The sequence below is a fragment of the Aquibacillus albus genome, assembly GCF_016908325.1.
GTDB classification, from domain to species: domain Bacteria; phylum Bacillota; class Bacilli; order Bacillales; family Amphibacillaceae; genus Aquibacillus_A; species Aquibacillus_A albus.
Genome location: NZ_JAFBDR010000012.1, coordinates 45609 through 65062 on the forward strand (window position 1 = coordinate 45609; position 19454 = coordinate 65062).

17 protein-coding genes and 1 pseudogene are annotated in these 19454 nt (G+C 38.0%); 13 read left to right on the top strand and 5 right to left on the bottom strand.

Going from position 1 to position 19454, the window contains the following annotated elements; all coding sequences use genetic code 11:
* Positions 1 to 518 precede the first annotated feature (518 nt).
* The gene (locus JOC48_RS11630) at positions 519 to 2060 is read right to left on the bottom strand and encodes a glycine betaine uptake BCCT transporter (protein ID WP_204499882.1); all 1542 of its coding nucleotides are present in this window, start codon (positions 2058 to 2060) and stop codon (positions 519 to 521) included.
* Between the two features lie 306 nt (positions 2061 to 2366).
* Here JOC48_RS11630 and JOC48_RS11635 point away from each other — a divergent pair, with 306 nt between their 5' ends.
* Positions 2367 to 3044 carry a helix-turn-helix domain-containing protein gene (locus JOC48_RS11635; RefSeq protein WP_204499884.1) on the top strand — a complete coding sequence of 226 codons (678 nt, stop codon included), beginning with the start codon at positions 2367 to 2369 and terminating at the stop codon, positions 3042 to 3044.
* Positions 3028 to 3618: a PIN domain-containing protein gene (locus JOC48_RS11640; RefSeq protein WP_204499886.1), complete on the top strand. Its 591-nt coding sequence runs from the start codon at positions 3028 to 3030 to the stop codon at positions 3616 to 3618. Before JOC48_RS11635 ends, JOC48_RS11640 begins: the two co-directional genes overlap by 17 nt.
* A 68-nt stretch (positions 3619 to 3686) precedes the next feature.
* Here JOC48_RS11640 and JOC48_RS11645 read toward each other — a convergent pair whose 3' ends face one another.
* Positions 3687 to 3950 (bottom strand): hypothetical protein, encoded by a 264-nt coding sequence (locus JOC48_RS11645; protein ID WP_204499888.1) that lies wholly within the window; start codon positions 3948 to 3950, stop codon positions 3687 to 3689.
* Positions 3951 to 4437: 487 nt separating this feature from the next.
* Between JOC48_RS11645 and JOC48_RS11650 the strand changes: the two genes are divergently transcribed.
* On the top strand, positions 4438 to 5391 hold the full coding sequence (locus tag JOC48_RS11650) for a tRNA dihydrouridine synthase (RefSeq protein WP_204499889.1): 954 nt from the start codon (positions 4438 to 4440) through the stop codon (positions 5389 to 5391).
* A 192-nt stretch (positions 5392 to 5583) separates the two neighbouring features.
* A complete protein-coding gene (gene rlmD / locus JOC48_RS11655) occupies positions 5584 to 7086 on the top strand; it encodes a 23S rRNA (uracil(1939)-C(5))-methyltransferase RlmD (RefSeq protein WP_204499890.1) in 1503 nt (500 codons plus the stop codon).
* A 73-nt stretch (positions 7087 to 7159) separates the two neighbouring features.
* On the opposite strand, the gene JOC48_RS11660 is transcribed toward rlmD, so the two are convergent.
* On the bottom strand, positions 7160 to 7699 hold the full coding sequence (locus tag JOC48_RS11660) for a helix-turn-helix domain-containing protein (protein WP_204499891.1): 540 nt from the start codon (positions 7697 to 7699) through the stop codon (positions 7160 to 7162).
* Between the two features lie 322 nt (positions 7700 to 8021).
* Here JOC48_RS11660 and JOC48_RS11665 point away from each other — a divergent pair, with 322 nt between their 5' ends.
* Positions 8022 to 8813, top strand: coding sequence for a DODA-type extradiol aromatic ring-opening family dioxygenase (locus JOC48_RS11665; protein ID WP_204499892.1), 792 nt, complete (start codon positions 8022 to 8024; stop codon positions 8811 to 8813).
* A gap of 35 nt (positions 8814 to 8848) precedes the next feature.
* Complete coding sequence (locus JOC48_RS11670) at positions 8849 to 9277, top strand: DoxX family protein (RefSeq protein ID WP_204499893.1); 429 nt, start codon at positions 8849 to 8851, stop codon at positions 9275 to 9277.
* A gap of 164 nt (positions 9278 to 9441) precedes the next feature.
* On the opposite strand, the gene JOC48_RS11675 is transcribed toward JOC48_RS11670, so the two are convergent.
* Positions 9442 to 10383, bottom strand: a complete 942-nt coding sequence (locus JOC48_RS11675; protein ID WP_204499894.1) for a glycine betaine ABC transporter substrate-binding protein — start codon at positions 10381 to 10383, stop codon at positions 9442 to 9444.
* A gap of 378 nt (positions 10384 to 10761) precedes the next feature.
* On the opposite strand from JOC48_RS11675, the gene JOC48_RS21680 reads away from it, so the two are divergent.
* Both JOC48_RS21680 and JOC48_RS11685 read left to right on the top strand, forming a co-directional pair.
* Entirely contained in the window at positions 10762 to 11766 is a 1005-nt protein-coding gene (locus JOC48_RS21680) for a DUF3231 family protein (protein ID WP_204499895.1), read from the top strand.
* 640 nt (positions 11767 to 12406) lie between these two features.
* Entirely contained in the window at positions 12407 to 13714 is a 1308-nt protein-coding gene (locus tag JOC48_RS11685; RefSeq protein ID WP_204499896.1) for an MDR family MFS transporter, read from the top strand.
* A 73-nt stretch (positions 13715 to 13787) separates the two neighbouring features.
* Here the strand turns inward: JOC48_RS11685 and JOC48_RS11690 are convergent, their stop codons facing one another.
* Positions 13788 to 15323 carry a BCCT family transporter gene (locus JOC48_RS11690; RefSeq protein WP_338024290.1) on the bottom strand — a complete coding sequence of 512 codons (1536 nt, stop codon included), beginning with the start codon at positions 15321 to 15323 and terminating at the stop codon, positions 13788 to 13790.
* Between the two features lie 464 nt (positions 15324 to 15787).
* On the opposite strand from JOC48_RS11690, the gene JOC48_RS11695 reads away from it, so the two are divergent.
* From JOC48_RS11695 to JOC48_RS11715, 5 genes and pseudogenes are all read left to right on the top strand, one after another.
* Complete coding sequence (locus JOC48_RS11695) at positions 15788 to 16378, top strand: DsbA family protein (protein ID WP_204499977.1); 591 nt, start codon at positions 15788 to 15790, stop codon at positions 16376 to 16378.
* A 484-nt stretch (positions 16379 to 16862) separates the two neighbouring features.
* A complete protein-coding gene (locus tag JOC48_RS11700) occupies positions 16863 to 17342 on the top strand; it encodes a DsrE/DsrF/DrsH-like family protein (protein ID WP_204499898.1) in 480 nt (159 codons plus the stop codon).
* Positions 17343 to 17459: 117 nt separating this feature from the next.
* On the top strand, positions 17460 to 18035 hold the full coding sequence (locus JOC48_RS11705; RefSeq protein ID WP_204499899.1) for a sulfurtransferase TusA family protein: 576 nt from the start codon (positions 17460 to 17462) through the stop codon (positions 18033 to 18035).
* 39 nt (positions 18036 to 18074) lie between these two features.
* A pseudogene (locus tag JOC48_RS11710) lies at positions 18075 to 19198 on the top strand (MBL fold metallo-hydrolase).
* Positions 19199 to 19218: 20 nt separating this feature from the next.
* On the top strand, positions 19219 to 19446 hold the full coding sequence (locus tag JOC48_RS11715; RefSeq protein ID WP_204499900.1) for a sulfurtransferase TusA family protein: 228 nt from the start codon (positions 19219 to 19221) through the stop codon (positions 19444 to 19446).
* The last annotated feature ends 8 nt before the right edge of the window (positions 19447 to 19454 follow it).

The following is a 19454-nucleotide window of genomic DNA, read 5'->3' on the forward strand; positions in this document are numbered from 1 at the left end:
AAATAGTTCGCTGAATTAAACGAAAGCCCAAGATTCGTTTAATTCACAGAAATATAGCTCGCTGAATTAAACGAAAACCAAAGATTCATTTAATTCACAGAAATATAGCTTGCTGAATTAAACGAAACCCCAAGATTCGTTTAATTCACAGAAATATAGCTCGCTGAATTAAACGAAAACCAAAGATTCGCTTAATTCACAGAAATATAGTTCACTGAATTAAACGAAAGCCCAAGATTCGTTTAATACACAGAAATATAGTTCGCTGAATTAAACGAAAACCAAACATTCGTCCTCGAGGGTGTAGCTGCGTCTCAGAACATAAAAAGCATGTTCTTGCGATTAATCCAAATAGCTTTCCTTGGTGCGGTTACTCGGCGCAAAATGCTTCGAAGCTTATTTGATGTAGTAATTTCGCTGGAGCTGACAGCAAAGCGCAAAAAATTTAAAAAACCACCCTCGGCTAATGGAAGCCAAGCGTGGTTTGCAGAGAAGTTAGTGACGTGTTCCTCGTGTCTCTAACTTATTTTCGTATGAAGTTCTTCTTGTTTTTTCTTTTTTCTATCTCTTCGTCTAGGCTCTTTTACAATCTCTTGTTTAGCCGCTTTATAGAAGGAACCACCCATTAACAGCATTACGACTGAGAACGGTAGTGCCGCAATAATCAACATGTTTTGCAGCCCCGGCGTACCACCGAAATAGACAATAATAGCTGCCATCGCTGACATAGCAAGACCCCAAGTGATTTTTACGGAGTTGGCAGGGTTGATCGAGCCTGATGTAGTCAGCATACCAAGTACAAATGTTGCTGAATCGGCTGAAGTGATAAAAAAGATCGCAATGACAACAATGGTGATTAGTGACATGATTTCACCTAGTGGATAATGCTGAAGGACTCCAAATGTTGTTGTTTCAAGAGAGTAGTTTGAAATAGCATCAATTCCGTTTTGCTCAATATTTATTGCAGATACGCCAAATACGGCAAAAAAGATAAAGCATACTAACGCGGGGACAAAAAGGACACCGAGCATAAATTCTTTTATAGTACGTCCTTTCGATATTCTGGCGATGAAAATCCCTACGAATGGAGCCCAAGAAACCCACCATGCCCAATAGAAGATTGTCCAACTATCAATCCAAGTTCGACCTTGTTCATTTAAAGGCGACAGACGGAAACTCATATCAAAAAAGTTTGCAATGTAACCGCCAAGCGTCGTTGTAAACATATTTAAAATGTATAACGTAGGTCCAACGATAAATAACATAAGCAATAGTGCAAACCCAAGACCCATGTTGACATTACTTAAGTATTTAATTCCTTTTCCTATACCAGACCATGCCGAAAAGATGAATAAAACAGTGGCAACGGCAAGTATGAGTAATTGCATCCCAAAGGTATTCGGCGTGTTGAAAAGGTAGGACAGACCACCGTTAATTTGCGCCGATCCAAAGCCAAGTGTAGAAGCCACACCTACAACGGTAGCGAAAACAGTAAGTGTATCTATCAATCTTCCAGGCATGCCTTTCATGCTTTTTTCTCCGAATATAGGGATTAGTGTAGCACTGATTAATCCCGGAAAATCTTTACGGAATTTGAAATAAGCTAACGCTAGCGCGACAACGCCGTACACTGCCCAAGCATGAATTCCCCAATGGAAAAATGAATATTGCAGGGATTGTCTAATTGCTTCGTTAGATCCTGCTTCAGCCCCAGGTGGACTTTTAAATGCGTGGGAAATCGGTTCAGCGGTTGTCCAAAAAACCAAGCCTATCCCCATTCCTGCACTGAATAACATGGCAAACCATGTAGCTAACTTAAATTCTGGCTTATCATCTTCTTTACCTAATTTAATTTTTCCAAATCTCGAAAAAATTAAATAGATACAAAAAGCCAGTAATAGCATAATAATTAAAAGGTAGTACCATCCAAATGCTTCAGAAATATACGATGTTACATCTGATGATACTGTCTGTAAATGTTCCGGAGCAACAGCTCCCCATACGACTAGTACGACACATATAGCAAGCGCGTACCAAAAAACTGAACTAACTTCTTTCACAATTTCACCTCAATTAAAGATTTTTACAACTTTGCCATTATCTCTTAACATTTCAGAAATATCAACAATTTACGACAAAAAGCACTGGAGAGGTAAGTGTATAACTCTACAAAAATCCCTATTTGATGAAGGTCAGAATATGAGTGAATTTCTTTAATAAAAATGATTATCAATCCAATTCAGCAGCCACTGCAAGTAAGGATATTTCGGGACGTCACTGTGACATAAGTTCATTTTGTTGAGTTTGTCACGTTTGTTGAGTATTTTTATAAAACAGCGTATAATAGGAATAGGAGGTGGAAGCACATGATTGATGTCAGAGAACAAGAGCAAGAAAAATTGTGGGACAGCATTCTTACCCTTTCAAACATTGATACGGAACAAGCAAAAGTCGTGTTTAAAGCCGTCATTGAACGGTCATTACGTCACGTTGGCATGTTTACGCCTTTTATTGCTAGTATTCCATTTAGGCTTCCAGATCATGAACATGTTCAATTGTTAAAAAATCTTGAAAAACAAATCATCAAACATATAGCACAACAAGAAGAAGAAAAAGCCTATGAGTTTTTAATTGAATATATTGAGGCTTTAAGCGATCTTACAGAATCCGACTCCAAAATCATTCGAAGACGATTGATGGCGTCGATTTTAAGACAGCGATGTAAACGGACGGCATCCGTGCCATATCGTCTCACTGGAAAAAAAGCAATACCAACCATAACAATCTCTGATGAAGAAGATGAACCGTTATATTACAAACCAAAAGAAGTAGCTAAACGGATAGGCGTAAGTGATCAAACGGTTCGACGTATGTGTGACAGAGGAAAATTTCCTGGTGCTTATCAAACCGACGGGGGACATTGGAAAATCCCAAAAGATGTTCTCATTACGAACGAAGAGCAAGATCAGAAAGCAGAACAACTATTCCAACAAATAGATACTAAAAATAAGGAAGCGGGGGATGTAGATGAATTTGATCTATGATGCCCCTAATCCTCCGAAAATATTTATAGATACCACGGTATTATGCGGGGCGTTACGTGTTGATGGTGCAAATCGTCAGCTTTTAACAGCAGCCAGAAACCCGCATTTGTACCGACCAGTTATATCGCGCGTTTGTTTATTTGAATTTGTTCGCAATGCCTCTCAAGGGTTAGGAAAAGGGAACAAAAGGGTTGTGTACACACAACAAGAAATTGAAGGGTTTATGAATCATTTTTTGTCCCCTATTTTTAATCATTATATGGAATTACCAGTTAATAGTTTAGTAGGAAGGTATAATGTGGAGACTATTATGCGAGAACATCGCCCAATTGGAGACGTACTGGTAGAATTAAGTGGATGTAGTCATGAAACAGCAAAAGAAATAGCATCCTCTCAAGAAATGTCCGAGCCGCTCCGACGGTATGACCAAGATGATTTCCATGTTTGGATTACGGCAATCCACGAAGAATGTGATTACATACTAACAACCAATCATCGTCGTTTTCCATCCCAAATAGGTAAGATTCAACGGATCCACCCAAGTACCTTATTTGAAGATTTAACAAGACCTTAATCTATGAGGATCAGTTTTTATTAGACATAAGCGAAAAACCTAAAAAATAAAACCACACAAATGTGGTTTTATCCTGCGGAAGGTGTTTCAACTTCCATTTCATAATATTCATTTTTGCTAAATTCTCCTACTACTTGTTCTACAAGCTCCTTAACTTGTTCTAAGGAAGGTCCTTCCCAAAAAACTACAGCCTTTTTGTGATCAGAGGTTCTAGCTTGGATGGGCAACGAAAATCCTTCTGGTAAACCCAAACTCATAGCGGCTTCTACAGCATTATAAAAGTGCTCTGGCTTCTGGATGTTGTGAATTACTACAAATTTTTTTGTAATCATAACATTAACCTACCTCCATAGTTTAGATATTTAATATTATACTGAAATAAAACGAAAAAATGTTTAAAATTTTCTGAAAATATTAAGTTTTTTTGTGCAAAAGCTAGGTAAATATTATGTGAAATAAGAAATGCCAGTAGACATTTAAATCAATTGTTCATATATGCTCCCAACCCCTAGTGTTGCTATTTTCTTCCACTTTTATTTGTTAATAGTAAATAGTATAATAATCAAAAATTTACTATAGTTTGATAAAAAGTGCTTAAGCATGGTATAAGTGTAAAAGAAGCAGAGGTCTCTTTGCTTCTTATTTTCCGTTAAGGATATAAAATTTTAGCACTGAAGTTAATCGACGTAGTAAAAATTTTAAGAAATGAAGTATAAGAAAGACTTCGACACTCGTTATAGGACGAGGCGTATGCCGAGTTTTTTCTAATGGGGTCATATCAGAGAGTTCTAATACCTCGATAATGAAAGGATATTGAATATGACAGATAATTTTTGGCGTGAATTACCACGGCCGTTTTTTATATTGGCACCAATGGAAGATGTGACGGATGTTGTTTTCCGCCACGTAGTAAGTGAAGCAGCTAGACCCGATGTGTTTTTTACAGAGTTTGCAAACACGGTAAGTTATTGTCATCCAAAGGGGCACCATAGTGTTCGAGGACGTTTGACTTTTACAGAAGACGAACAACCAATAGTGGCTCATATATGGGGGGATGAACCCGAATATTTTCGGCAAATGAGTATTGGAATGGCGAAAGAGGGTTTTCGCGGTGTCGATATCAATATGGGCTGTCCTGCACAAAATGTGGCAGGGAATGGGAAGGGATGCGGTCTTATCCGTCGTCCAGAAGTTGCAGCAGAGCTAATACAAGCAGCAAAAGCTGGAGGATTACCCGTAAGTGTGAAGACAAGGCTTGGTTATACTGATGTAGAGGAATGGCGCGACTGGCTTACACACATATTGAAGCAAGACATCGTTAATCTATCCATTCATCTGCGTACAAAAAAGGAAATGAGTAAAGTAGATGCTCATTGGGAACTAATTCCGGAAATTAAGAAACTTCGTGATGAAGTTGCACCAGATACACTTTTGACGATTAATGGAGATATCCCTGATCGACAAACTGGCTTGGAACTCGTTCGCAGGTACGGTGTTGATGGGGTTATGATTGGACGCGGTATTTTTAAAAATCCATTTGCTTTTGAAAAGGAGAAGACAGAGCATGGTAGTCATGAATTATTGGATCTCTTAAGGTTGCATCTTGACCTCTATGATCACTATTCAAAGGAACTTGAAACACGTCCATTCCAACATCTTCGTCGCTTCTTTAAGATATATGTCAGTGGGTTTCGAGGGGCAAGTGAATTAAGAAATCAATTGATGAGCACAGAGTCAACGGATGAAGTGCGTGCATTGATTGATAACTTTTAGGGAAAGAATGTTGATGGTAGTTACCTAGCTTTAAGATCCTGATAAAGCTATTAACGACAACTGCTTAGTTAATAGTAGAAGAAGGCTGCCCAATCCAATATTTAGTGGCAGTCTTTTTATATTCGTGCGTTTTACTACTGTCTTTGGGCAGTATATAATGGGAGGTCAAAGAAGAAAAGATGGGAAGTGTCTATGAATAAACGAAAGAACAATGGATATAAAAAATTGGGAAAAAAACACAAGCAATCGAATAAACCACAAGGGAAAAAGAACTCGGCACAGGCTACTCGAAAGGGCGATAAATCCCAAGGTAAGTATTCAACAGCAAATAAGCGTCGACGTAACAAAAAAACCGTAACCTTAGAGGTGACCTGTACAGGCCTGACCAATGAGGGGAAGGGCATTGTCCAGTGGGAAGGAAAGCAGCTAGAGATAGAGCATCTATTGCCAGGCGAAACGGCTGAGATAACTGTGTCCACTAGTGGGCGATATGTTGACACGGAACTGAAGCGAGTAATCACCCCGTCTAAAGATCGGATCAAGCCAATATGCTCGTATTATTATGATTGCGGGGGATGTCAGCTGCTTCATATGAACGAGCAGGCGCAAGAGCGTTTCAAGCAGGAAACGATAGATAAATTGATGAAACCGTTCGGTAAACCGGCACCCATCTTAACCATGGACCATCCGTATGATTACCGGAACAAGAGCCATACGACATTTGGTCTGAATAAGGAACGGCAGATTATTGGTGGGCTATACGCTCAGAATAGTCATCAACTTATTTCAATGGATCGGTGTCTTATTCACGATCCGAAAGCGGACGAGATCTGGCAAACCATTAAGGGCATGATGAAGTCCTTTAAAATACAGCCATATAATGAAGACACTGGAAAAGGTTTCTTACGTCACGTACTGGTAAAGGTCGGTAAGGTCAGTGGTGAGATCATGGTGGTGCTGGTTGTTTCTTCGCCTATATTTAAGGGTCAGAATAATTTTGTGAAAGCGCTCAGGAAGGCTCACCCAGAGATTACGACCATCCTCATGAACGTGAATAATCGGGATACGAGTATGGTTCTAGGTAATCAGGAAAAAGTGTTGTTCGGTAAAGGGACGATAACAGACACCCTTTGTGGACTGAAGTTTGACATTTCCGCGAAATCCTTCTATCAGATCAATCCGGTCCAAACGGAAAAATTATATGCAAAAGCCATTGAAATGGCCCAGTTGACTGGAAAGGAAACCGTAATCGATGCGTACTGCGGGATCGGTACGATTGGTCTGATTGCAAGCCAACAAGCTGGCAGGGTCATTGGGGTTGAGCTGAATAAGGATGCTGTTCGAGATGCAATTCGCAATTCAAAGCGCAACGGTGTGAAAAATGCCCGTTTCTATCAAGGAGATGCCGGAAAATTCATGGTCGAGATGGCGGCACGCGGTGAGAAAGCGGATGTAGTAATTATGGATCCACCACGAAGCGGGAGTGATGAAGCGTTCTTGTCTAGCGTTGTGAAGCTTAAGCCAAAGCGTGTCGTTTATGTGTCCTGTAATCCGGTGACACAGGTGCGGGATATGAAATATTTAGTCCGGAACGGGTATGAGGTTAAAGGTATTCAGCCAGTGGATATGTTTCCTCAGACGGTTCATGTAGAAACGGTCGCGGAGATAGTGTTGAAGAAAGAAGCAGGAGCTTGACAGGTTCCTGCTTTTTTAGTTTAAGAAGATCAATGATTCAGTAATAATTACGCTGAGCGCTATTTTTTATTTTCTACATAACATCTATTAACTCCGTATCTGAATAAATGGCAATTAATACCACTGCTTTTTCATCCCCAATGTTTTTTACAAAGTGAGGAACACTAGCATTCCAACTAAACGAATCGCCCGCTTCAACAATTATAGAGTCTTCTCCTTGTTCAGCTAGGATTTTTCCTTCTAATACTTGATGACATTCTTCACCTTCATGAGCATGGGGTTCTCCTATCGTTGCACCAGGAGGGAACTCTACCATCATCATTCTTAATCCTCCCTTTGAAGTTAAATGTTCTATTTTTAAATCATTGAAAGTAGATTTTCTTCTTGAATCTTTACGTACTACATGCATATGTTGCTTTTTTTCTAACAGTAAGTATGGTAATGGAACCCCTAGGAATGAAGCTATCGTATTTAATGTATTAATGGAAGGAGAGGTATTATTGTTTTCAACATTGCTAATAAAGCCTTTTGAAAGACCGGTTCCTTCACACATTTGTGCAATAGTTATTTTTTTTCTGTTACGTATTGCACGAATTTTAGTGCCAATATCCAAATTAATCACCTCATAATTAGTTCACTGATAAGAAACATATTTATATATTAACAAAAAAAGTGTTGACAATCCATCACTTATGCTGTTATCTTATAAACAACAAATATTCACATTAGGAATCTAATGGTTTTTTGATTTATTTTTTGCTCTTTTGTTTCTTAATATGAATATTTTATCATTATTCAAATAAATTTTCTTGTCTGAAAGTTACTATACCAAGTAGCCAATGGGTAAAATCTTGTTTATTTACTGGTAAGATACGCTGTCCTTCTTGGTAAGCTTGCGATTGGAGGACTTGACTAAAAACTAAGGAGGAATGAATGTGTTACCATCACTATTTGTTGCACACGGAGCTCCATTGCTAGCAATGGAGGATAATGAGTACACACAATTTTTAGAGGAATTAGGTGGGAAATGGACGAAACCTAAAGCTGTTGTCATGTTTTCAGCGCACTGGGAATCACGTACTCAAAAACTGAGTAAGGTAGATGAATTTGAAACCATTTATGATTTTGGTGGTTTTCCTCAAGCTTTATACGAAATAAAGTATCCAGCCAAAGGGGAACATTCCGTTACAAAAGAAATTGAAGAGACTTTCCGAAAACAAGGAATACCTTGTGAACTAGATACAAATCGTGGTTTAGATCATGGGGCATGGGTAGTTCTTAGGGAGATCTATCCTAATGCAGACATCCCAGTTATATCAATGTCTGTAAATCCAAACTTATCGCCAATGAAGCAATATAACATTGGAAAGAGTTTGTCTCAATTAAGAGGACAGGATATCCTAATTATCGCAAGCGGAGGTACAGTCCATAACCTAGCAGCAATAAAAATGGGTAATGATGATAGAACAATAGATCAATGGGCACTGGATTTTGATACCTGGTTAGAAGATAAATTATCAAGATGGGATTTAGATGCGCTATTCAAATACAACTCATTAGCGCCAAGTGCTGAATTAGCAGTTCCTTCTTATGGAAATGAACATTTTATTCCCATCTTTTATGCAATGGGTGCAGCAGACGATGATAAGCGTGCAACATTATTACATCGAAGCTATCGATACGGCAATCTTAGTCATAGTGTATGGCAATTTGGAGAATCGAAGTAAAAAATAAAAATAGGATATATTAGGAGGAATATAAAATGATAAATAAATATGAAATTGGCACATTAATTTTAAGAGTCGTATTAGGTTTGACATTCTTTATTCATGGATTAGATAAATTTCAAGGTGGAATTGAAAATATAGTTGGTTGGTTTGAGAGCATTGGATTACCAGGATTCTTGGCATATGGTGTGGCGTTAGTTGAACTCCTAGGTGGAATCGCGTTAATTATTGGTTTGTTTAGTAGAGTTGTATCTGGTTTATTAGCAATAATCATGGTTGGTGCTATTGTGAAAGTAAAACTAGCTGTTGGCTTTTTAGGAAATGGCCAAATGGCTGGATACGAACTAGACTTAGCATTGATGGCAATGGCAGTATTCATTGCAATCAATGGATCAAAAGCATATGCTCTTGATCAAATCATTTTTAAAGGAAAAGAAACGAAAAACACAGGTACTTTAAACTAGTGTAGCCAAAAAGCAGGATAAAAAAGAGTGGTTATTGCAACCTTAAACCCTAATCCTGTTGTATCAGGAAATGGTGTTAAAATACTTCGGCACGTCACTGTGACATAAAAAATGCTCCCCTTTAGTATTCAAATGACTTAAAGGGGAGCATATCAATTGTGTACTTACTCTGCAGGTTCAAGGTCTTCGAGGGAATCAATTTCCATATAGCTTGGTACAGCTAAACCAATCCTAGCCCCTTCTACGTTCGGACCTAAATCCTCAAATTGACCTTCATACTCTTCATAGAAAGAACCATGTGTTGCAGGCATCCATGGAGATAGAGTAGCATCGGAATCACCTGATGCTACTGCCTCAAACATAACAGCTGGATCAACTGGTGTAAGCGAAGCATCGAACCCTTGTTGTTCTAATACAATTTTGGCTACATTTGTTGTGAAATTTTCTGCATCCCAAGGAGTTAAAACTAAGTCTATTGAAGTGCCATCAACAGTTTCTACCCCCTCTGTCCATTCTGCAACTTTTTCTGGGTTCTCCTCTACCCACTGTTGTGCTACTGTTTCAAAATCAAAATTAATTTCTTTAGCTTTAAGTAAGGCTTCTTCCAATACTGGTAGTTCCCAGTAAAGTCTATCAAGAATCGTATAAGCATTTGGCATTTCGTCTTTTAAGCCATTTCTTACGATTGTAGTAATGTGCTCTTCCTCACCAAAAACAAGTTTAGGATCTTCTAAGTACTTTATATCATATTGAGCAAACATATAGTGAGGTGACCATGCAGCAACAATAATGGGCTCTTCGTTTTCAATAGCATCACCTAACGCGGTTAGCATGGCAGCAGCTGAAGAAGTTTCTTGATTCCAACCAGCAAGACTTTCATACTCAGCGATAGCCTGCTCATTTGTCTGTGTTTGTCCAGCACCAGGCTCGATACCAGTAATTGTATATTCCATTTCTTCACTAACATTTGTGGTAGCTTCAGTTTGCTCGTCTCCACCTTCATTCGCATTGTTAGTCGTATCATCTGACTCCTCTTGGCCACATCCAGCGGCTACAAGGGATAAAGATAGACCAGTAATAATCCCTAATTTTCTCCAGTTAAACATATGTTGTACACTCCTTTAGTTTCTATTGCTACTATTTTTTTAATAACAATTTTTGTTGTCTTTAATGTTCTATACTACCAACAATAAAAAGCATATTGAGATAGCGAAATTAAAAACGAACTGCCTTCCATGGTAAATCTTCTTCTATATATGATTCAAATGGCAAATACTATTACTATTGTCAAATAGTATGTATTATTTAAGATACCCTTGCTTGTAAGGTATAATACGTTTAATTCCTTCACTTTTCTTACTGCGCAACAAACATCTTCATTTTTAGAGGACTTGAATATTTTCCTTTTTTGTGAAAATAATATTTTTATACTTACCCCCTAACCTATGAACATTGAAATTCGTAAAAGAAATGAGGTGTAGAGAGTGCAAACCCAAGAACGGCTAACTTCTGCAGAGGTATCGAGTTTGTGGACAGGATACTTGAATAATACCATGTCGACCTGTTTAACCAGTTATTTTTTAGAAAAAGTTGAAGATAAGCAAGTTAAAGAAGTAGTTAAATACGCCAATGATTTATCGATAAAATATACCAAAGAAACAATTGCTATTTTTAAGAAAGAAAACTTCCCTATTCCTAAAGGTTTTACCACTGAGGATGTTAATTTAAAGGCAAAACGATTATTTACTGATAAATTTATTATAAATTTTCTTAAAAGTATGGCGAAAATGGGATTATCTACATATTCTTTGGCATATTCTCTAACTACAAAATCTGAGTTAAGACCTATATTAAAAGAGTGGATTCAAACTACCATAATATTAGACGAAAAAGCCTATCAAGTAATGAATAATAAAGGGTTATTAGAGAGACCACCTATTCTGCCTTATCCAAATGAGGCTCACTTTGTAAATAGTAAGATGTTTAAAAAGGGAATACTAGAAAAAAAGCGGGCACTAATTTCTCAAGAAATTACACAACTCTTTGTAAATACAGATACTAATCTGTTAGGAAAAAACTTAATGATGGCATTTGCTCAAGTTGCTAAATCACATTCGGTTAGAAAAATGATGAGGAAAGGAAAGAATATAGCAGAAAAACATGCTTTGACGTTTACTCAAAAATTACAAGAAGAAGATTTGCCAAGTCCATCATCTCTAGATTTAGGTGTTACGGATTCACAAGAAGCACCTTTTTCTGACAAGTTAATGTTGTTTTTAACTGCATTTTTAAATGCTGCAGGGATTGGAAATTATGGGCTGGCAATGGCTTCAAGTGTGCGACAAGATTTGGCGCTAATGTATGTTAGGTTGACAACTGAAACGGCCTTGTTTGCAGATGATTGTGCAGACCTTTTGATTAAAAATGGGTGGATGGAGGAACCTCCTGAAGCACCTGATCGTAAAGGGTTAATGGACACAAAGGAGTGATGCGTTTTGAGAAAATATATCTTTGGCATATTATTTGTTCTTATCTTGAGTGTGTTAGTCTCAGGAAAGAATAACAAGATAATGAACTGGTACTATTTTTTTAGGAAATCTCTCTCTATTTACGTTAAGAAAAGTTTTCATGCTTTTAAAAAGAATTTTTTTCTTGATAGCCATGAATTTTGAGAAGTTTTTACCTGAAGGGTCCGACTCTTGGACAGCTGTGCACCTTAGTGGGCCAGACCCTTTTTGCTAAAAATAGGCTTCCTCTGAGTGCCTGGCCATGATATGTTTGTACGTTTGTATCATTGTAAAATCTCTGATTGTATAAATCGGTTCGACCTCGAACACCAATGCCAAAAATAAAAAACAACGGATCTCAAATAAACTGAGATCCCTTTTTACTGTCTTTTCCAACCGATTAAATGGTAATAATCGCCTTAAACACTCCCCAAAGTACCCCTCCACCTAAAGTCTGAGTTTTGTTCATTCCGCTGCCCGAAGTAATTTCCAGCATAAAAGGATATGATTATAATCGACAAATCAATCGGTTGGGGAAATAGGTTATGAAGGTACATCGAATCTTGCGCCTTTTTATCCATTTACTTGACCCCTAGAGAGAAAGAGAAGAGGGGGAGTTATTATGCGGTTTAGAGATTTTCATCCAAATATTAAATGGAGAATTATGGTTGGGTTTTTTAGTGAAATGATTGGCAGTATGATTTTTCCGTTTATGGCGATTTACTTTGCAGTTCATTTTGGAGCAAAAATAACTGGGATTCTCTTGATTGTTAATATTGTTGTTGGAGCGATTGTTGGGATGTATGGTGGCTATTTATCGGATAGTATGGGCCGAAAGAAGTTGATGGTCACAGCAGAAGTTATACGAGCTCTGTCATTAATCGTCATGACTTTGGCTAACTCTCCTTGGTTAGAATCACCTGCTTTAACATTTTTAATGTTTCTGGCTGTTAGTATTTGTTGGGGAATTGAGGGTCCAGCAACAGATGCCATGCTGATTGATGTCAGCAGGCCTGAAGAACGGAAGCTGATGTACGCGATCATGTATTGGTCAGGCAACTTATCGCTTGCCTTAGGAGGAGCGGTTGGAGCGTTCTTATTTAAGGAATATTTATTTTATTTATTTATCGGCATGACAGTCGTATCTAGCGTGGTTGCTTTCGTGTTAATTTTCTTTATTGAAGAAAGCTTTTTTCCGAATCAAACGAAAAAACAAACGAATGGGGGAAGGTTTCAGGTCTTTACAGATATCATTCAGAGCTATAAAACAGTAGCAAAGGATAAAGTTTTTATCTTGTTTGTTATTGCGGGGTTATTTATCCAATCGCTTGAATTTCAATTAACCAATTACATTGCGGTCAGGTTGCACGAACAGATGCCCGGTCAAAATTTGTTTCAATGGTCAATTGATGGATTGCAAATGACAGGGATTTTAAGAACAGAAAACACGGTGCTTGTTGTACTGTTCGCGGCACTAATTACTAAGTTGATCCATAAGTATAAAGATAAGCGTATCTTTTTAACGTCGATTGTATTGTTTACGATCGGCTATACGGCGATTAGTTATTTTGATAACATTTGGATTTTATTTGTGGCAATGGTGATTGCAACGTTAGGAGAACTTATGCGCGTTCCAGTTCAACAAGGCTATATGGCTGCGATTCCACCGGATGATAAAAGAAGCAGCTACATGGCCGTCAATGCCTTTACATTCCAAGGCTCAATGATTCTTGCTTCTCTATCTGTAACGTTAGGAGCGTATCTCTCCAAAGAATTGATGAGTATCTTTTTACTAATTACGGGATTGATTGGTTTTCTCATGATCAATAAAATTATTCCTGGCTTAGAGCGAAGAGTTCAAAATCAGGGAGAAGATTTAGCATCTACTGAAAAGGAACAAGACTTTGTTTTGAGGGAGCAAGTGGAGTGAAGGTAACATCGTTAAAAAACCACCCTTAGCTCGAAAGCGTAAGGGTGGTTTTTAACGATGTCGTCTTTTACAATTAAGTTAATTCCCCGCGTTGTTCACGTTTTTGCCGCTTGCGGTCTTTCCTTTTTATTTTTACGATTTCATGATCAATTGCTTTATAGAAGGAGAATGCCATTAACATCATAATAACTGAAAATGGCAGTGCAGCAATGATTAACATATTTTGTAGACCTGGCGTACCGCCAAAGTAAACAATGATTGCTGCCAACGCTGACATCGTAAGTCCCCATGTGATTTTAACCGAATTAGCAGGATTGATAGAGCCACCTGTACTTAGCATTCCCAGCACAAACGTTGCTGAATCAGCTGAAGTGATAAAAAAGACGGCAATCACGATGATGGTAATTAATGACATCATTATGCCTAACGGATAGTGCTGTAACACGCCAAACGTAGTTGTTTCTAGTGTGTACTCAGAAATGAGATCAATTCCGTTTTGCTCAATATTCAATGCGGAAACACCAAATACGGCAAAAAAGATAAAGCACACAATGGCTGGTACAAATAATACACCAAGCATAAATTCTTTAATGGTACGGCCTTTGGATATTCTAGCGATAAATATGCCTACAAATGGTGCCCATGAAATCCACCATGCCCAGTAGAAAATAGTCCAACTGTTTATCCATGTACGGCCTTGTTCATTAAGCGGCGATAGGTAAAAGCTCATATGAAAAAAATTAGCTATGTAGCCACCAAGTGTTGTTATAAACATGTTTAAAATGTATAACGTAGGTCCTACAATGAATAGAAGAAGCATTAGTATTAATCCGAGCACCATATTGGCGTTACTCAAGTGTTTAATACCTTTACCAATTCCAGACCACGCGGAAATGATGAACAGCACGGTGGCAACAACAAGAATCGCTAATTGCATTCCAAAGTTATTTGGTGTGCCAAATAGATAAGACAATCCGCCGTTAATTTGTGCGGATCCAAAACCTAGCGTAGAAGCTACCCCGACAATCGTTGCAAAAATAGCTAATATATCAATTAATGTTCCTGGCTTGCCTCGCATACTTTTTTCGCCAAATACAGGTATGAGTGTTGCACTAATTAGTCCTGGGTAATCCTTTCGAAATTTGAAATATGCTAAAACAAGTGCTACAACGGCGTACACTGCCCAGGCATGTATCCCCCAATGGAAAAAGGAATATTGAAGCGACTCTTTAATTGCCTCGTTGGATCCGACCTCCGCACCTGGTGGGCTTTTAAATGCATGGGAAATTGGTTCTGCAGTTGTCCAAAAAACAAGTCCAATTCCCATCCCTGCACTAAATAGCATGGCAAACCATGTAGCTAATTTAAAGTCAGGTTTATCATCGTCTTTACCTAATTTAATTTTTCCAAACCGAGAAAAAATTAAATAGATACAGAAAGCTAATAACAACATAATAATTAATAGGTAGTACCAACCAAATGCTTTAGAAATAAATGCTGTTATGTTTGATGTTACGCTTTGTAAATGTCCGGGAGCAATCCCACCCCATAGTACTAACACAACGCAAATAAGTAATGCGTACCAAAAAACCGAGCTTATATTCTTCACAATCTCACCTCATGTATCATATTTTCAGTAACTTATTCAGTATCCCTTAATGTTCCACACCTCCAAATTTTTATAACCGTAATCAGGGTGATGTTTTGTGCACCGCAGGAGTATAAGGGGTCTGACCCCAAAATGCGTATCGGTGACAATTTTTTATGTCATGGAGAATATTTCCTTGGAAATAATTGCGGTGTTATGTCGAATCAATTCCTTCATAAGAGACAATTTAACAGAAAGTGACAAATCAAATGTGACAGGGCTTTTCGCAAAGTGTGTCGTTGATAGAATTTTGTTTTGTATCATCTATTAAAGATTGTACGTAGACACGGAGGCCTTAGTTAAACAAGCACTAACCAAGACTATTCGTATACCATTGCGGTATACTAATTCTTATAATAAGGTAAATGGAGGGATGAATGATGCACATTGAAATGTGGACGGACTTTGCTTGACCGTTTTGCTATATTGGCAAAAGGCGTCTGGAGGGCGCTCTTCAACAGATTGACCATCCAATTGAAGTTACTTATAGATGCTTCGAATTGGATCCCACAATGGAACGAGATGTAAAAGAAAATATCTATGAAAAATTATCGAAAAAATATGGAATGAGTATCGAGGAAGCGAAAGCAAATACCCAGAACATGGTGCAAATGGCGAAAGAGGCTGGCTTGGATTATCAGATGGATACACTCATTTTGACTAATACATTTGATGCCCATCGGTTGGCTGTTTTCGCTAAGAAACATGGTCTTATGAAAGAAATGACAGAAAGAATTTTACATGCTTATTTTTCTGAATCCAAGCACATTGGTAATCACGAAACATTAGCGGAACTTGCTGAGGAAGTTGGATTGAATCGAGAAGCGGTAGTTCATATGCTTGAAAGCGATGAGATGGAGAAAGAAGTACGTGCTGATGAGCAACAAGCTAATGAGTATGCCATTAGTGGTGTGCCTTTCTTTCTCATTAACAAAAAGTACGCCCTCAATGGTGCACAGCCAACAGAGGTTTTTGTCCAAGCATTGGAAAAAGTGATAGCAGAAGATCAATCATAAATAGATGCTGGTTACTGGTTGAAAAGTAACCAGCATTTAAACAACTGTATAGAAGATATCATTAAAGCAAGAGCCATGTTGCTGATTCTGAAGCGGGAGATTTCCACTCCAACAATTTAAACAAACGTTTGATCAAATAGAGAGAACAATGAAAACTTCAGCAGGGTACTGAGCAACGTTTGATTGAGTGTACCCACTAGCGTCTCGTATGGAATGAGAAGAGGATGGAAACAAGTTTATATCTCTTTCGGTTGACAATATACCATAACGGGTATAAAATATGACTTGTCAACTGCTCCTAAAGCTAGTGAATAGGAGCGAAAAATTTTTAGTTGACAAAATACCTGTATGGGTATAATATGAAAAGTGTTTTAACGGTTTGGACTAATTAACCGGACAGGAATTTCTGGATTAAAAAGAAGGGCTAATTTTTTTTGAGACAAAATATACCCTATAGGGTAATTGAGAACGAGGAGGAATCACAATGTCTGATAGAAAGAAAACAACCATTGTCCTGTTCAGTGGTGATTACGATAAAACAATGGCAGCCTATATTATTGCAAACGGGGCGGCCGCTTATGATCATGAAGTTACTATTTTCCACACTTTTTGGGGGTTAAATGCACTACGGAAAGACACACAAGTGCCAGTAAATAAAGGCTTCTTAGAAAAAATGTTTGGAAAAATGATGCCACGTGGCGCCGATAAAATGAGGCTTTCAAAAATGCATTTTGCAGGAATGGGTCCAAAAATGATTAAACAAGTGATGAAAAAGCATAATGCGCTGTCTTTACCACAACTAGTTGAAATGGCACAAGAACAAGAGGTGAAGCTAATTGCATGCACGATGACGATGGATCTTCTTGGTCTGCAAAAAGAAGAGTTGCTCGATGGGCTAGATTATGCAGGAGTTGCTGCTTATATCGGTGACGCAGAAGAAGGAAACGTAAATCTGTTTATCTAGTAACCGTAGAAAGGATAAGCAGGCATATCAAATGAAAAAATACACGTGTTATAAAAGAAAAATTTTAAAAGTGAAAAATACCATGACAGGTAATAAAAATAGGAGGTTGTATGTTAAATGGAAATGATCAATACTGATATTGTTTTAGATGCCAAAGGGTTAGCTTGCCCTATGCCAATTGTAAAAACGAAGAAAGCAATGAATCACTTAGAGCCTGGGCAAGTGATAGAGGTTCAGGCAACGGATAAAGGGTCAAAAGCAGACTTGAAAGCATGGGCAGAAAGTTCAGGTCATCAATATTTAGGAACAGTAGAAGCTGGTAATGTGTTAAAGCATTATCTTCGTAAAGCAAGTGGAGAAGAAAATATTCCAAAGAAGCATCCGCATGTCATGAAAAACGAGGAATTAGAGCAAAAACTTTCATCCAGTGAGGAATTGACTGTGCTAGATGTAAGAGAACATGCCGAATACGTGTTTAGTCACATTCCAAAGGCTAAATCAATTCCGCTTGGGGAGTTAGAGAATCGTTTCCATGAATTACATTCTGAAACTCCAATTTATGTCGTTTGTCGAACTGGAAATCGTAGTGATTTAGCAGCACAAAAGCTTGCGAATAAAGGATTTAAACACGTAGTAAATGTTGTCCCAGGGATGAGCGAGTGGAAAGGTCAAACGGAAAAAACGGTAGATTAAATTTTTTTGAATAAAAATATACAGTGGGAGGTATTTCGGATGACAATAAGAGAAATGAGTGCAAAAGAAGTAACACAAAAAGTAATCAATAAAGATGAGTTATTTATTTTAGATGTTCGGAATGAAGATGCTTTTAGTGATTGGAAAATGGAAGGAGCGAACTTTGATTATTTAAATGTCCCTTACTTCGAGCTATTAGATGGGGTGGAGGGTATTTTGGGTAAACTTCCATCAGACAAAGAGATTTTGGTTGTATGTGCAAAAGAAGGCTCATCTGTTTTGGTTGCTGATATGCTTTCTGACGAAGGGTTAGATGTTTCTTATTTAAAAGGCGGTATGAAAGCATGGAGCGAACATTTAGAACCTGTAAAAGTAGGAGACTTAAAAGATGGTGGAGAAATTTATCAATTTGTCCGAATTGGAAAAGGCTGTTTATCCTACATGGTTATTTCCAATGGAGAGGCTGCCATAGTTGATGCAACGCGGATGGTGGATGTATTGATTTTGCCCGTGATATGGATGTGGAAATTACAAATGTTTTCGATACACATCTACACGCTGATCACATTTCCGGTGGTCGTGCCATTGCGGAAAGAACAAATGCAACGTACTGGCTGCCACCAAAAGATGCAGTGGAAGCTACCTTTGATTATCAGCCATTAGAAGGTGGCACAAATGTAACGATCGGCAACACAACATTAACGATTCACGCTTTATATTCACCAGGTCATACAATCGGATCAACATCTTTTGTTGTCGACGAGAAATTTTTACTTTCTGGTGACATTTTATTCATTGACTCTATAGGAAGACCTGATTTAGCAGGGAAGGCAGAAGATTGGGTAGACGATTTAAGAGAAAGTCTCTTCACCCGTTATCGCGAACTACCAGAGGAACTCCTTGTTCTTCCAGCACATTTCATGATCATCGATGAACTAAATGAAGACGGGAGTGTCTCTGAAACATTGGGTACTCTATTTGAAAAAAACCATGGATTAAACATGAAAGACGATACGGCATTTAGAAAATTAGTAACGGAAAATTTGCCACCGCAACCAAATGCTTACGAAGAAATACGTGAAACAAATATGGGGAAAATCAGTCCAGATAATGAAAAACAACGTGAAATGGAAATCGGTCCAAATCGTTGTGCAGTTCGATAACTATTAGGAGGAGATAAGCGATGAACGTAACAAAAGTATTAAATGCAAAAGGTTTAGCATGTCCAATGCCAATTGTTAAAACAAAAAAAGCCATCAATGAATTAGAAACAGGAGAAATTATAGAAATTCATGCAACAGACAAAGGCGCCAAAAGTGACCTTGCCGCATGGGCAAAGTCAGGCGGTCATGAATTGCTAAAAGATACAGAAGAAGACGGTGTTTTAAAGTTCTGGGTGAAAAAAGGGTAAATAATGAA